Annotated in this window: 15 protein-coding genes; 6 read left to right on the plus strand and 9 right to left on the minus strand. The window is 67.6% G+C overall.

Features of this window, described 5'->3' with window-relative positions:
* The first annotated feature begins 137 nt into the window (after positions 1-137).
* Positions 138-587 (plus strand): DUF6918 family protein, encoded by a 450-nt coding sequence (locus FHU38_RS23705; protein WP_167176577.1) that lies wholly within the window; start codon positions 138-140, stop codon positions 585-587.
* Positions 588-667: 80 nt separating this feature from the next.
* Here FHU38_RS23705 and FHU38_RS23710 read toward each other — a convergent pair whose 3' ends face one another.
* Positions 668-1,360, minus strand: a complete 693-nt coding sequence (locus FHU38_RS23710) for a hypothetical protein (RefSeq protein WP_243852753.1) — start codon at positions 1,358-1,360, stop codon at positions 668-670.
* Between the two features lie 89 nt (positions 1,361-1,449).
* On the opposite strand from FHU38_RS23710, the gene FHU38_RS23715 reads away from it, so the two are divergent.
* Positions 1,450-2,007, plus strand: a complete 558-nt coding sequence (locus tag FHU38_RS23715; RefSeq protein ID WP_167176581.1) for a peptidylprolyl isomerase — start codon at positions 1,450-1,452, stop codon at positions 2,005-2,007.
* Between the two features lie 85 nt (positions 2,008-2,092).
* Positions 2,093-3,022: a rhomboid family intramembrane serine protease gene (locus FHU38_RS23720; protein ID WP_167176583.1), complete on the plus strand. Its 930-nt coding sequence runs from the start codon at positions 2,093-2,095 to the stop codon at positions 3,020-3,022.
* Positions 3,023-3,033: 11 nt separating this feature from the next.
* Here the strand turns inward: FHU38_RS23720 and FHU38_RS23725 are convergent, their stop codons facing one another.
* Together FHU38_RS23725 and crgA are read right to left on the minus strand one after the other, a co-directional pair.
* A complete protein-coding gene (locus FHU38_RS23725; RefSeq protein ID WP_208416919.1) occupies positions 3,034-3,471 on the minus strand; it encodes a PH domain-containing protein in 438 nt (145 codons plus the stop codon).
* Between the two features lie 68 nt (positions 3,472-3,539).
* Positions 3,540-3,806 carry a cell division protein CrgA gene (crgA, locus tag FHU38_RS23730; protein ID WP_167176587.1) on the minus strand — a complete coding sequence of 89 codons (267 nt, stop codon included), beginning with the start codon at positions 3,804-3,806 and terminating at the stop codon, positions 3,540-3,542.
* 291 nt (positions 3,807-4,097) lie between these two features.
* On the opposite strand from crgA, the gene FHU38_RS23735 reads away from it, so the two are divergent.
* The 3 genes from FHU38_RS23735 to FHU38_RS23745 are packed head-to-tail and all read left to right on the plus strand — an operon-like array spanning position 4,098 to position 5,815.
* Entirely contained in the window at positions 4,098-4,958 is an 861-nt protein-coding gene (locus FHU38_RS23735) for a class E sortase (RefSeq protein WP_390623341.1), read from the plus strand.
* Entirely contained in the window at positions 4,958-5,119 is a 162-nt protein-coding gene (locus FHU38_RS23740; protein ID WP_167176589.1) for a hypothetical protein, read from the plus strand. The genes FHU38_RS23735 and FHU38_RS23740 overlap by 1 nt, the downstream gene beginning before the upstream one ends.
* Positions 5,120-5,167: 48 nt before the next feature.
* Positions 5,168-5,815 (plus strand): aminodeoxychorismate/anthranilate synthase component II, encoded by a 648-nt coding sequence (locus tag FHU38_RS23745; protein ID WP_167176591.1) that lies wholly within the window; start codon positions 5,168-5,170, stop codon positions 5,813-5,815.
* Positions 5,816-5,852: 37 nt separating this feature from the next.
* On the opposite strand, the gene pknB is transcribed toward FHU38_RS23745, so the two are convergent.
* The 6 genes from pknB to FHU38_RS23775 all read right to left on the minus strand — a co-directional run bounded on the left by pknB (position 5,853) and on the right by FHU38_RS23775 (position 14,080).
* Positions 5,853-7,838 (minus strand): Stk1 family PASTA domain-containing Ser/Thr kinase, encoded by a 1,986-nt coding sequence (pknB, locus tag FHU38_RS23750; RefSeq protein ID WP_167177186.1) that lies wholly within the window; start codon positions 7,836-7,838, stop codon positions 5,853-5,855.
* Between the two features lie 169 nt (positions 7,839-8,007).
* On the minus strand, positions 8,008-9,261 hold the full coding sequence (locus FHU38_RS23755; RefSeq protein WP_167176593.1) for a serine/threonine-protein kinase: 1,254 nt from the start codon (positions 9,259-9,261) through the stop codon (positions 8,008-8,010).
* Positions 9,262-9,265: 4 nt separating this feature from the next.
* The gene (locus FHU38_RS23760; RefSeq protein ID WP_167176595.1) at positions 9,266-10,735 is read right to left on the minus strand and encodes a peptidoglycan D,D-transpeptidase FtsI family protein; all 1,470 of its coding nucleotides are present in this window, start codon (positions 10,733-10,735) and stop codon (positions 9,266-9,268) included.
* Entirely contained in the window at positions 10,732-12,237 is a 1,506-nt protein-coding gene (locus tag FHU38_RS23765) for an FtsW/RodA/SpoVE family cell cycle protein (RefSeq protein ID WP_167176597.1), read from the minus strand. The genes FHU38_RS23760 and FHU38_RS23765 overlap by 4 nt, the downstream gene beginning before the upstream one ends.
* Complete coding sequence (locus FHU38_RS23770; protein WP_167176599.1) at positions 12,237-13,622, minus strand: PP2C family protein-serine/threonine phosphatase; 1,386 nt, start codon at positions 13,620-13,622, stop codon at positions 12,237-12,239. The genes FHU38_RS23765 and FHU38_RS23770 overlap by 1 nt, the downstream gene beginning before the upstream one ends.
* Positions 13,619-14,080: an FHA domain-containing protein FhaB/FipA gene (locus FHU38_RS23775; protein WP_040925493.1), complete on the minus strand. Its 462-nt coding sequence runs from the start codon at positions 14,078-14,080 to the stop codon at positions 13,619-13,621. The genes FHU38_RS23770 and FHU38_RS23775 overlap by 4 nt, the downstream gene beginning before the upstream one ends.
* Positions 14,081-14,112 lie beyond the last annotated feature (32 nt).

A 14,112-nucleotide genomic window follows, 5' to 3' on the forward strand; every position in this document is an offset into this window, starting at 1 on the left:
CAAGTTGATCTTGTACTACTCTTTCCCGCACGTGTAGGCAGCAAGTAACCGGCATCACCCATACGGGCACGCCGGAGCTGCTAGCGAACCGTGCGACACCCGATCGTTGATCTCGACATGACGAAGGATAGGAATCCGTGGCTGACACCCTGAAGGAAATCCTGCTCGAATCCAGCCGGCGCCCGACCGTCGTGGCGGACCTCGAAAAGCTGATCGACGAAGAGGTCGCCGACAAGAGCGGCGTCTCCGGCACCGTCATCAAGACCGGCTTCTCGGCCGTGAAGAAGATCAAGCCGGGCATCATCGGCTCCGCCGTCGACAGCCTGCTCGACGACTTCGCCAACGCGCTCGAGCCCATCTACGCCGACTTCAAGGCCAGCGGGGGCAGCGACTTCGGCTCCTACCTGCCGAACAGGTCCAGCGAGGCCGCCGACGCACTGCTCTCCGTCACCGACGCCCGCGCGGAGCAGAGCAGCCGCGACAGCATCAAAAAGGTCTACGGCAAGCTCCGCCCGAAGGGCAAGGAGAACGTCGAGGAGGCACTGCCGCGCCTCGGCAAGCTGATCGACAAGCACGCCGCCGCCTGACGGCCGCCTAGCCAGCCCGAGGCCGCCGAGCATCGCCGACGTCCAGCGCCGCGATGCTCGGCGGCCTCGGTGTGTTCGGGCTAGCTCTTGCTCTGCTGCCCGTCACCGCGTGTCGACGACTTGGCCGAGGAAGTCCTGCGCTCGGAGCTCGCGGAGCCTGTCGTGGAGGGTGCGGGTTCGGAGGCGGAAGCCGGTCGTGAGGAAGTGGGCAGGTCGGTGCTGCGGGGCGGTGCGGGCGCCACGGGCTCCTCCCGCTGCGGCCGGGTCAGGTAGCCAACTGCGGCCACCAGTGCACCCAGGCCCAGCAGCCACGGCCACCGCCTGCGCTTCTTGCTCTCACCCCTGGCCGCGACCTTCGCCTCGGCCATGGCCGCCTTGAACTCCTTCTTGGCGTTCTTGAAGTCACGCTTGGCCCTGCGTTTGGACTGGCCCGCCGACCTCGCCGCCTGGATCGCGGCCCTTCTCGCCTTACGGGTGGGCTCCCGCAGTTCCTCACGCCGCTCGGCCGCGACCTTTCGAGCGTGTTGCGTGCTCTTGGCTACGTCCTTGCGGGTACGCTCCGCGCGGCGTGCCAGCTCCTTGCGGGCTCGGCGGGAGTTCTTGGCCCACTCCTTGCGCGCTGCCTCCGTCCCCTCTGCAAGCCTGTGCTCGGCGAGCTGTGCTGCCTGTGTGGCCACCTCGGCCCCCACCTTGCCGACCTCACGGGCCCGGCTCTTCAGCGCACGCGAGCTGGTCCTGAACGAGTCACCGGCCGTCTCCTTGGTTCGAGCCATCGCCTCCACCTCGTCGATCGTTGATCCAGCTGTGTCGTGTTTGTGACCCATCCTGCCCCTTTCCTGGCCATCTCGCCGTGGATGGCACGATGATTCGCGTGACTGAAAACAACGAATCCCTCAGTGGCACCGGGGCGAAGGCGACCCTGCACACCAATCGTGGCGACATCCGGCTGAACCTTTTCCCTGATCACGCGCCAAAGACCGTCGCGAACTTCACGGGGTTGAGTGAGGGGACGAAGGAGTACACCCAGCCCAACGCCAAGGGCGAGAAGTCGGGCCCGTTCTACGACGGCTCGATCTTCCACCGGGTGATCGACGGGTTCATGATCCAGGGAGGCGACCCGACCGGCACCGGACGCGGCGGACCCGGTTACAAGTTCGGCGACGAGTTCCACCCGGAACTGCAGTTCAACCGCCCTTACCTGCTGGCGATGGCGAACGCGGGCCCCGGCACGAACGGGTCGCAGTTCTTCGTCACCGTCGCACCGACGCCTCACCTCAACTTCAAGCACACCATCTTCGGTGAGGTCGCCGACCAGGAGTCGCGCGACGTGGTGGACGAGATCGCGCGGACCGCTACCGGTCCGGCCGACAAGCCGCTCGAGGACGTCGTCATCGAGCACGTGAGCATCGAGCGCGGCTGACCGGACGCGAACAACGGGTAGGTTGGAAAGCGGACGCGGTGGTTCCCGCCGCGTCGTCCAGCCATGACCGCGGACCGCGAGGATCATGACCCAACCTCCGCACCCCCCACCGTACGAGCAGCAGCCGCAGCAAGAGGCTCTGCCCGGTTGCTGGTGGCATCCGAACAGGCAGACCGGCCTTCGTTGTGTCAGGTGTGACCGGCCTGCCTGCCCCGACTGCCTGCGGGAGGCGTCGGTCGGCTACCAGTGCGTCGACTGCGTTCATGCCGCCAGCCAGGAACACCGTGCGAGGGCCATGCAGTACCGCCGCGCGGGGTACGGCGCGAGAACCGTGGCAGGCGCCCGCGTGTCGCAGCGGGCGGTGGTCACTCCGGTGCTCATCGCACTCAACCTGCTGGTCTACGTCCTCACCGCCGTGCAGGCGCAGGACTTCATGCGCAACGACGTCTCCCGGCTGTTCAACGACGGTGTGTTGTGGCCGGTGGGCATCGCGGCCGCCGACGAGTGGTGGCGGCTGGTCACCTCGGGTTTCCTGCACTTCGGCCTGCTGCACATCGGCATGAACATGCTCGCGCTGTGGATACTCGGCCGAGACCTCGAACTGCTGCTCGGCAAGGTCAGATTCCTGGCGGTCTACTTCGTTTCGATGCTCGGCGGGTCGGCGGCGGTGTTCGCGTTCGGCGCCGTGAACACCGGAACCGCGGGCGCATCCGGGGCCATCTACGGCCTGATGGGCGCGATCCTGGTCGCCGTGCTGCGCCTTCGGCTCAACCCGACGGCCGCGATCGGCATCATCGTGCTGAACGTGGTGCTCACGATCTCCATCCCGGGGATCTCGCTGCTCGGTCACCTCGGTGGGCTCGTCGTGGGTGCGCTCGCGATGGTGGCGATGGTGTATGCCCCCGCCAAGAACCGCGCGACCTACCAGACCGTCGCCATACTGCTGCTCACCGCCGCCATCGCCGGGCTCGTGCTGTATCGCGACGCGCAGTTGTCGGCCCAGTTGCTGCCGTAAGCCCCGCGGCTTCAGGCGGGGCGCAGCGCGAGCAACTCCTCGTGCACGTCACGCGGGTCGGCACCCAGTTCGGTCCAGCCGAGCACCACGAGGTCGGACGATTCCGGATCGAGCGGCTCGACCTCGAGCACGGTCACCTCGCGACCGAAGCGCCTGGCCGTCGACAGCGTCAGCCGTACTTCGGACCAGCCGAAGGCGCGGGTACCGCCGAGCGTGCGCACGCGCAGGCCGGTGCTACCGGCGGTCAGCCTGGGACGAAGAAGGGTGCCGTGCAGGGCCGCGGCGAGCAGGGCCAGCGCCGCCACGGCGAGCAGCAGCGTGCCCGGCCGGTCGCCGAAACGCCCCGTCAACACGGCACCGGCCGCTGCCGCGACGGCCAGCACCCAGCCCGCGCCGACCAGACCGGCGCGCGGAGCCCAGCTACGGGCCGAGTTATCCACAGGCCTCATCCACAGTGGGGATTAATCACACCGTTGTCATTCGGTGTCAAGCCGCCGTTGCGACGATCGCGGTCCTCTCAACGCCAGCGCATTGTCATGAGTAGGCCGGTGACCATGAGCGCGAAGCCGATCGCGAAGTTCCAGTTGCCGAGCTCCAGCATGAAACCGATCTTGTCCCCGGCCAGGTAGTTCACCACCAGCCAGGCCAGTCCTAGGAGCATCAGCCCGAACATCACGATCTTGTAGATCGGGTGGGACGGCCCCGCCGCGCGCACCTTGACCGGTGTGCGGCGATCGGCAGGCGGCGTGTATGCCGTCTTCTTGCGGACCTTGGACTTGGGCATGGGAGTCCTCGCGTACTGTCGGGCAAAATCCTGGGGCAGTGCGAAACCGCCGCTTTCTGAACACGTTAACGTAATCAAGCAGGTGCTAGAACCGGGGAGCGAGCGCCGCATCAGCAGATCGTTATCGCGGGCATCCCGCTCGTGCCCGAGGAGGAGCTCTCTTTGTCGAGGTACGAGGAACCAAGGACTCAGGAGATCGCCCGCCCAGACTTCGGCGGCCGTCAATCGGTGGACGCACCCGCGGCTGGCCACCGCCGTCCGGCAGGGTTTTCCGAGCAGGCGACACAGCGGATGCGACCGGTCGCCAGATCGACTCCACCACCTCGGAGGCCGACCCGCCCGCCCGCGCCGCCGTCTGGCAACGGCGACGGCAAGGGCCGGGTGATAGTGCGAACCATCGGCGAGATCCTCATCACGTTGGGGATCGTCGTTCTGCTGTTCGTTGGCTACGAGCTATACGTCACCAACTGGATGTCCGCCCAGTTGCAGCGAGAGGCGAGCGCTGCGCTCGACGACCGCTGGCAGCAGGAGCGGGAACTGCACGCTGGGCCCGTTGACGGTGAGGCGTTCGCCCGCATCTACATTCCGTCGTTCGGAGCCGACTGGGGGTTCACCATCCAGGAGGGCACCGACGCCGCGGCACTGGAGGTGGGCCCAGGTCACTACAAGGGATCGGCTCTGCCCGGCGAGCCGGGCAACTTCGGCGTCGCGGGCCACCGGGTGGGCAAGGGCGCGCCGTTCAACGACTTGGACCTGCTGAACTCGTGTGACGCGATCGTCATCGAGACGGTGGACAGCTTTTTCGTCTACCGCGTGTTGCCGATGACCGACGAGATCGACGGTTGGAGCCAGAGCAGGGGACGCGACCCCAGGTGCGCCGACGTCGAGCCGCTGCGCGGCGAGGCATACAGCAGCACGGTCGGGCGGCGAATCGTGCTTCCCGAGCGCGGTGACGCGGTCGCTCCCGTTCCGTACCGGCCTGCCGATGTGCTGCCCAAGGCTTCTCAGGCGTCCCTGCTCACGCTGACCACCTGCCACCCGCAGTTCTCCGACCGCGAGCGCATGATCATCCATTCGGTGCTGACGAACCAGTTCAAGAAGCAGCCGGGCGCGAGTTATGAGGACCTGCTGCGAGAGATCGGAGAGGCCTGATGTACGGCTGGATCTGGCGGCACCTGCCCGGCCCCGTCGGCGTGCGGGCGGCCATCGCCGCGCTGCTGGTGCTGGGCGTAGTGGCGCTGTTGATGCTGGTGGTTTTCCCCTGGGTGGAACCGATGCTTCCGTTCAACCAGGTGGCGGTCAACGGCGAGTGACCACAACAGGCCGCGAGTCGCGTGCCTGCCCACCGCTAGGCTGTCGACATGCGCGTACTCGTCGTCGACAACTACGACAGCTTCGTCTACAACCTGGTGCAGTACCTCGCCCAGCTCGGCGCGGACTGCACGGTGCGGCGCAACGACGTGGTGGAGCTTGACCAGATTCGTGATTTCGATGGCGTGTTGATCTCCCCCGGACCCGGCACACCGGAGCGGGCGGGCAGCAGCATCGACGTCGTACACCGTTGCGCGTCCGACGGCGTCCCGCTCCTCGGTGTGTGCCTTGGCCACCAGGCCATCGGCGTCGCATGGGGCGCGACGGTCGACAGGGCGCACGAACTACTGCACGGCAAGACCAGCCTGGTGCGGCACAGCGGCGCGGGTGTGCTCGCCGGACTGCCGGACCCGTTCACGGCCACCAGGTACCACTCGCTGACGGTCCTGCCCGAAACCATCCCGGACGAGTTCGAGGTCACCGGCCGCACGGACTCCGGCATTGTGATGGGAATGCGGCACAGGGAACTTCCGGTCGAGGGCGTGCAGTTCCACCCCGAGTCGGTACTCACCGAGGGTGGCCACCGGATGCTCGCCAACTGGTTGGGCTACGCGGGCCACCCGGTGTCGGAAGGCGTGGTGACCGAGCTGGAGCAGGCGACCCGCGCGTTGCAGCGGGCGGCCACCGCCGCTGCCTGATCCACCCGCTCGGGCGGATCAGGCAGCGCCCCGAAGCTCAGCCGCCCGGTCCTGGCAGGTCGAAGGTCGGCCTCGACTGCGACGTCTCCGTCGACCCGTCCTCGTCCTCGCCGATGTAGAGCGTCACCGGCTGGTTCTTGGTGATCGTGTTACCTGGCGAGGGGTCGGTGTTGGTGACCCTGCCGACGAGGTCGGAGTCGCTGACCTTCTCCGTCTTGGTCTTCACCGAGCCGCTCCAGCCGGCGTCACGCAGCGTCGCCAGCGCCTGGTCCTGGGTCATGCCCCGCAGGTCAGGCATCTGGATCTGCTGCTCGGCGCCGTTGGACACCTCGAGGGTGATCGTGGAGCCCTTCGCCACGCTGCCGCCGTTGGGCCGCTGGTTCACCACGGTGCCCGCTGGCTGGTCCGAGTCGACGTCCGAGCGGCTGACCTGGAAACCCGCGGCCTCCAGCCCTGCCTTGGCCGCGTCGAAGCTCTCGCCGGTGAAGTCGGGGACCTCGACCAGCTCCGGCTCGACCCCGACGGTGATCTTGACGGTGCGGCCCTGTTCCACCTTGGCGTCCGGTTTGGGGTCCTGCTCCACCACCTTGCCGTACTGGTTGGGGTCTTCCACCTCGACCTCGGCGATGTCCTGGTCGAGCACCAGATTCGCCTGCTTGAGCTTCTGCTCGGCCTCGTCCCTGCTCAGTCCGGTCAGGTCGGGCACGGCCACCTTCGCGGGTGGTGTGCCGACGCGCAGCGTGATCTGGGATTCGAGCGGAACCTGCTCGGTGGCCTGCGGGTCGGTGCTGATGACCTTGCCGATCTGGTCGGGCGAGCAGGCAGGCTCTCCACTGACGTCGTCGCGGCAGACCACCTTCTCCTCGGCGAAGCTGCTGAACCCCGCCGCACGCAGCTCGCGTTTGGCCTGCTCGACGGTCTTGTCCCGGACATCGGGCACGGTGGCCAGGGACGCCTCGCTGCTGAACGCGCCTGCCAGCCACATCACGAACACCACAAGACCGACGCCGAGCAGGGTGAGCAGCGCGATCAGCAGGCCACGCTTCCTGCGCCTGCGGCGGTCGGCTTCCTCGTCGTCGTAGCCGTTGGGGTCGTAGTCGTCGAACGGGTCGCCCTGCTGCCCGCCCGCGCCGAGCACCTGGGTGCGCTCGTCGTCGGACATGACCATCGGGGCGGCCGGCCGCTGGCCAGACAGCGTCCGCACCAGGTCGGAGCGCATCTCGGCGGCCGACTGGTACCGGTTGGCCGTGCCCTTCGACAGCGCCTTCAACACCACGGCGTCGAGCTCGGGGGAGACCGCGGGGTTGACCGCGGACGGCGGTCTCGGGTCCTCCCTGACGTGCTGGTAGGCGACGGCGACAGGGGAATCGCCCGTGAACGGCGGCTCGCCCGTGATGAGCTCGTAGAGCACGCAGCCTGCGGCATAGACGTCGCTGCGGGCGTCCACCTGCTCACCGCGTGCCTGCTCGGGGGAGAGGTACTGGGCGGTCCCGATGACGGCGGCCGTCTGCGTCATGGCGGCCTGACCGTCGTGAACGGCGCGGGCGATGCCGAAGTCCATGACCTTGACCGCGCCGTTGCGGGTGATCATGACGTTGGCGGGCTTCACGTCGCGGTGCACGATGCCGTGCCGGTGTGAGAAGTCCAGGGCGGCGCAGACGTCGGCCATGACCTCCATGGCTCGCTTCTGCGACATCGGCCCCTCGGTCTTGACGATGTCCCGCAGCGTCCTGCCCTCGACGTACTCCATGACGATGTAGGGCAGCGGGCCGTACTCAGTGTCGGCCTCGCCGGTGTCGTACACCGCGACGATCGCCGGATGGTTCAGTGCGGCCGCGTTCTGCGCCTCCCGGCGGAACCGTTCCTGGAACTGCGGGTCCCGCGCGAGGTCGGCACGCAGGATTTTGACCGCAACCTCCCGGCCAAGTCGCACGTCATGACCATGGTGGACCTCGGACATGCCACCGTAGCCGAGCGTCTCGCCCAGCTCGTAGCGGTTTGAGAGCAGTCGGGGTGCGCTCATTGCCTGGTGCCGTCCCATTCCGTCAGTCTGCTTCCCACGCGGGCGTGATCACGTAGCCGGGGCGCCGCCGAGGCAGGTCGCTTCCACGCAGCGCGAACCGGTGACCGGAGTCCGGGGTCACGGGGCCTTCGGTCGGTGCGTGTACGCGGTGCACGTCCACTATCGGATCTCACCTGCGGTTCTCCATAGGAAGTGTGCCCATCATGCCTTGTCCGCCGTCTTCATCGGGTGAACGCCCACCATTGTTCGACCAGTTGTCCTCGACGCCGGTCGAGCCGCCCTCGCCACCGGGTGTGCGACCGTCACCGCCGGTACGCAGCACCACTGTCAGCAGCACGGTCACGAGCGCGACCAAAAGCACGAACGCCAGCCCGAGAAGTATCCACGCTCCCGAAAACCGGCGGCGTTGACCCGTCACTGTGAGGGGTGTCGCGGTGGGTGCGGAAGGGGGTCCTACCGGCCGCATCGACGGGTGAGAGCTGGGACCGACCGGTGTCATGGCGCTGGCCGGGACAGGACCACTCGTTGGTGTGAGCGGATTCACAGGTAGTGCCACGTATCCGGCGCTGACCAAACCGGACGGAGGTGGTAATGGGTGGCCCGCCCTCACGGCGGCAACGGCGCCGGCGAACTCGCCGCCGCTGGCATAGCGCTGCCTAGGGTCCTTGATCATTGTAGCTTCGATCACAGCTCGCGCCCCTGGTGGAACGTCGGGCGGCAGCGGCGGCGCGATGTCCCTGATGTGCATCATCGCGACACTGACGGCGTTCTCCGAAAGGAACGGCCGGTGGCCAGCCAGGCACTCGTAGCCACACACGGCGAGTGAGTACACGTCACTGGCGGGCTCGGCGTCGTGCCCGAGTGCCTGCTCGGGGGCGATGTAGTGGGCGGTGCCCATGACCATGCCCGACCGGGTGACCGGTGCCGCGTCGGCGGCCTTGGCGATACCGAAGTCGGTCAGCTTGACCGTGCCCGTCGCCGTGACCAGGATGTTTCCCGGCTTGACGTCGCGATGCACCAGGCCCCGCTCGTGCGCGGCCTGTAGCGCCCGCCCCGCCTGCTCAAGAATGTCGAGCGTGCGGTCGGCCGACAGCCGCCGCTCGCGAGCAAGGATCGCTGCCAGCGGCTCGCCCGCCACCAGTTCCATCACCAGGAACGCGATCGAGTGCTCACCGGCCTGGGTCTCGCCGTAGTCGTGCACCGCCGCGATGCCGTGGTGGTTGAGCGAGGCCGTTGTGCGCGCCTCGGTGCGGAAGCGATGCAGGAACTCCGCGTCGCCGGACAACTCGGCCTTGAGGACCTTCACCGCCACGGTCCGATCGAGCCGCGTGTCGCTGGCTTCCCAGACCTCCCCCATTCCGCCGACCGCGATGCGTCCGGAGAGGCGATACCGCTCCGCGATCAGTTGTCCGGACGACAGCATCGCCTCACCCGGCTCCGAGTGCGGCGGCGATCGTGGCCCTGCCGATCTCGGCGGCCACGGTGCCGCCGGTGGCGGCCAGCCCCCGGTTACCACCGGACTCGACGATCACGGCGATGGCCACCTTGGGGTCGTCGTAGGGAGCGAAGGCGGTGTACCAGGCGTGCGGCGGCGTCGCCTTCGGATCGGAGCCGTGCTCGGCGGTCCCGGTCTTCGAGGCGATCTTCAACGAGGAGTCCTTGCCACCACCGCTGGTGTTGGCCTCCGAAGCGATCATCATGTCCCGCAACACCGCCGCGTTCTCCGCCGACAGCGCGGGCTCGCCGGTGAGCTCCTCCGGGCTGAACTCCTCGATGGTGGACAGATCCGGCGCCAGCAGCGCCTTCACCAACTGGGGTTTCATCGCGACGCCGCCGTTGGCGACCGTGGCCGACAGCAACGCGTCCTGCAGCGGGGTGAGCCGGACATCGCGTTGCCCGATCCCGCTTTGGTACAGCGCGGCCTGGCTCTCCAACTCGCCGAGCCCCGACGGCACGACGTTCATCGGAATCTGCAGGTCGGAAAGGCCGATACCGAAGTTGGCCGCGGTCTCCTCCAGCTTTTCCTTGCCGAGTTGACCCGCGATCTCGGCGTAGGCGGTGTTGCACGAGTAGGCCAGCGCGTCGGCGAGCGTGTTACCGGGGCAGGTGTTGCCCGCGAAGTTCTCAAGGGTCGTGCTGGTGCCCGGCAGTGTTACGTTCGAGGCTGTGGTCACCTCGGTGTCGGCCGTGGCGCCGTTCTCGAGCGCGGCCGCCGTCGTCACGATCTTGAACGTGGAGCCGGGAGGGTAGGTCTCACGGACGGCCCGGTTCAGCATCGGATTCGCCGGGTCGTTGTTGAACGCCTCCCACGCCTTCTGCTGCTTCTCCGCGTCGTGCGAGGCCAGCTTGTTGGGGTCGTAGGAGGGGGTCGAGACCATGCCGAGGATGTCGCCCGTCTTCGGGTCGAGCGCGACAACAGCGCCGGTGTAGCCGTTGGCGACCATCGCCTGGTACGCCGCTTCCTGAACCGAGGGCTTCACGGTCAGTCGCACGTTGCCGCCGCGGGGATCCCTTCCGGTGATCATGTCGGAGAGCCTGCGTACGAACAGCCTTGGATCGGAGCCGTTGAGGAACTCGTCCTGGGCTCGCTCGAGCCCGCCCGCGCCGTAGAGCACCGAGTAGTAGCCGGTGACCGGCGCGTACAGCGGACCGTTGCTGTAGGTGCGTCGGAACTGCAAGGTGTCGTCCGTCGGCTCCACGCCCGCGAGCACCTGGCCTGCTTCCTCGGACACGATCTTGCCGCGCTCGCGGGAGTACTCGTCGAGCAGCACCCGAGCGTTGCGTCCGTCGCTGCGGTAGTCGTCAGCGCGGACGACCTGGAGGTAGGTGGCGTTGGCCAGCAACAGCGTCACCATGACGAGCATCGTGATGCCGACCTTGCGCAGCGGCGTGTTCACTGCTGCCTACCCCCTTCACCCACGGCGCCTGGCTGACCTTGAGCCGGTGGACGCTGCACCATCACGGTGTGGGCCTCCGCAAGCGGAGCCTGCGACTGTGGCCGTGGCCGTGCGGGCTGTTGCGGCCGACGCGCCGCGTCGGAGATCCGCAGCAGCAGCGCGATCAGCACGTAGTTGGCCAGTAGTGAGGAACCACCGGCGGAAAGGAACGGCGTGGTGATGCCGGTCATGGGGATCAACTTGGTGACACCGCCGACGATCACGAACACCTGCATGATGATCGTGAAGGACAACCCGCCGCCGAGGAGCTTGCCGAAGGTGTCGCGTACCGCGAGCGCGCTGCGCATCCCACGCATCGCCAGCAGGAGGTAGATCATCAGGATCGCGCCGAGGCCGACGAACCCGAGTTCCTCACCGAGTGCGGCGGAGATGAAGTCCGTGCTGGCCTCCGGGACGGTCTCCGGCCTGCCGGAGCCCAGACCGGTACCGAACACCCCACCCGTGCCGAGGCCGAAGAGCCCCTGCGCGATCTGGTACCCGCCGCCCGCGTCGTTGTACGTGGCCAGCGGGTCGATCCAGTTCGCGACGCGCTGCTGCACGTGTGTGAAGAGCTGGTATGCGATCAGCGCGCCGACGAGGAACATGCTCAGCCCCACGACCACCCAGATCACGCGCTCGGTGGCGACGTAGAGCATCATCAGCACGATGCCGAAGAACAGCAGTGCGGTGCCGAGGTCCTTCTCGAACACGAGGATGCCAAGGCACACAACGGCCGCGATGATGATCGGGCCGAGGTCGCGGGCTCGTGGCAGTTCCACATTCATGACGCGCTTGCCCGCCGTCATGAACAGGTCTCGCTTCGCCACGAGGAACGAGGCGAAGAAGATCATCAACAGGATCTTGGCGAACTCGCCGGGCTGGATGGAGAAGCCCGGCAGCTTCAGCCACACCTTCGCGCCGTTGACCTCGGAAAGCGAACTGGGCAGCAGGGCGGGCAACGCCAGCGCCGCGATGCCGATCAGGCCGAACGTGTATGCGTAACGGGTCAGCGTTCGGTGATCCGAGACGATCAACAGCACACCGAGGAACAGCGCGAGGGCGAGCACGGTGAACAGCACCTGCCGCGGCGCGTTGGAAGTGATTTCCTCACTGAGTGCGAGCGCCTTCTGCTCGCGCGCCAGGTCGATACGGTAGATCATCACCAGACCCAGGCCGTTGAGCAGTGCCACGCACGGCAGGATCAACGGGTCGGCGTACGGCGCCCAGCGGCGCACCGCGAGGTGCGCGACGGCGAAGATCGCCAGGTAGGCCAGCCCGTACCAGATCAGTGAGAACGACAGCTCACGTTCCTGGTTGGCCTGTACGAGCATGAACGCCGAGGTGACGATTACCGCCGCGAAGGCGAGCAGCCCCAGTTCGGTGCCTCGCCTTGTCGGCAACTCACGTGGCGGGTTGGTTGTGTACGCGTCCGCCGCCCCCGACATCGCTGCGGGTTGAGCCATCAGTTACCGCCTGCGCTGGGCGCCGGGCGGCAGTCCACGCCCGGCCGCTGGCCGCCCTCCGGCTGTTGCGCCGCTGTCGTCTCAGTCGGTTGCCGCGACGACCCGCCCTGCTCGATCCCGCCGAGGCCGCCGCCCTGCGGCTGGTCGGTGTCGCAGATTTCGAGCATGTTGTTGCGACGGAGAGTGTCGATATAGTCGCGTGACTCCGACAGCCCGTCGCGCTTGACCCCGTTGCGTACCGCGACGCGGGCGTCCTGTTGCAGGTCCTGCACCCGCAGCGGCTCGCACAGCGACGCACCGGGCGGGCAGGAACCCTCCGAAACCCGGTGCAGGTCGAAGCCCAGGATGCTTCCGGGAACGCCCTGGAAGACGACGACTTCCTGGTTCGTGCCGACGCCGACGTAGTACTGCCTCAGCACGAAGTAGCGGGTGGCGATCACGGCTGCCGCGAGCAGGATCAGCGCGAGCCCGAGGGCGACGAGTAGCCGAATCCGCTTACGGCGCTTGGCTTTTGGGTCCGGCGCCTGCTCGGCCTGCTCCGACTGTTGCTGCGGTGGGGGCGGCGGCGCCGTGAGAGCCCTCGCCCTCGCGGCGGGTGAGTCGCCCTGATGGCCTTCGTCGCTGCCATCGCCTGCCGCGCCGCCGACGATGGGCGCGTCCTCGCCGAAGTCCACGTCGACGACGTCGGCGATGATCACGGTGACGTTGTCCGTGCCACCGCCCTTGAGCGCCAGTTCGATCATGCGGTCGGCGCATTCCTGCGGGTCAGGGATGCGCATGGCCTCGGCGAGAGTCTCGTTGCTGACCATGCCCGACAGCCCGTCGGAGCACAGCAGGTACCGGTCGCCCGCGCGCGCCTCCCGCACGGTGAAGCTCGGCTCCACTTCGTGCCCGGTGAGCGCCTTCAGCAACAGTGACCGCTGCGGGTGGGTCGCGGCCTCGTCCTCAGTGATGCGGCCCTGCTCGAGCAGTTCGTTGACGAAGCTGTCGTCACGGGTGATCTGGGAGAACTGCCCGTTGCGCAGCAGGTAGGCACGTGAGTCGCCGACATGCACGAGGCCGAGTCTCGACCCGGAGAACAGCACGGCGGTGAGCGTCGTGCCCATTCCGTCGAGGTCCGGGTCGTTGGCGACGAGTTCGGAGATCGCCTGGTTGCCCTGGTGTACCGCCTCACGCAACTGCGTGACCAGGTCGTCGCCGGGTTCGTCGTCGTCGAGGGGGGCAAGCGAGGCGATGACCACCTTGCTGGCGACCTCACCGGCGGCGTGGCCGCCCATGCCGTCTGCGAGTGCGAGCAGGCGCGGGCCGGCGTACACCGAGTCCTGGTTGCTCGAACGGACCAGGCCACGGTCACTGCGGGCCGCGTAGCGAAGGACGAGAGTCATGGGCGAAGCTCGATCACCGTCTTGCCTATCCGGATGGGGACGCCGAGTGGAACTCGGAGGGGTGCAGTGACCTTAGCCCGGTCCAGGTAGGTCCCGTTCGTCGAGCCCAAATCTTCCACATACCACTCGTTGCCTCGCAGTGAAAGCCGGGCGTGCCGGGTCGAGGCGTAGTCGTCGTCGAGGACAAGGGTCGAGTCGTCCGCCCGCCCGATCAGGATCGGCCTGCCGTCCAGGGCGATCCGTGTTCCGGCCAGCGCACCGTGGGTAACCACCAGTTGCCGTGGCGTCTTGCCACCGCGCGGCCTCTTCTCCTTTCCGCGCCGAAAGCTCGGCACATTGACCCGCAGCCCGGATGCCGCATAGAGATCCGAGCGCACCACGCGTAACGCTGCGAACACGAACAGCCAGAGCAGCAGCAGAAACCCCGCTCTGGTGAGTTGTACGACCAGCTCCGGCACCTGTTGTGTCAGCTCCCGCCTTTTCGCGCCCA

Origin of the sequence: Saccharomonospora amisosensis, from assembly GCF_011761185.1 — a bacterium.
Classification (GTDB): domain Bacteria; phylum Actinomycetota; class Actinomycetes; order Mycobacteriales; family Pseudonocardiaceae; genus Saccharomonospora_A; species Saccharomonospora_A amisosensis.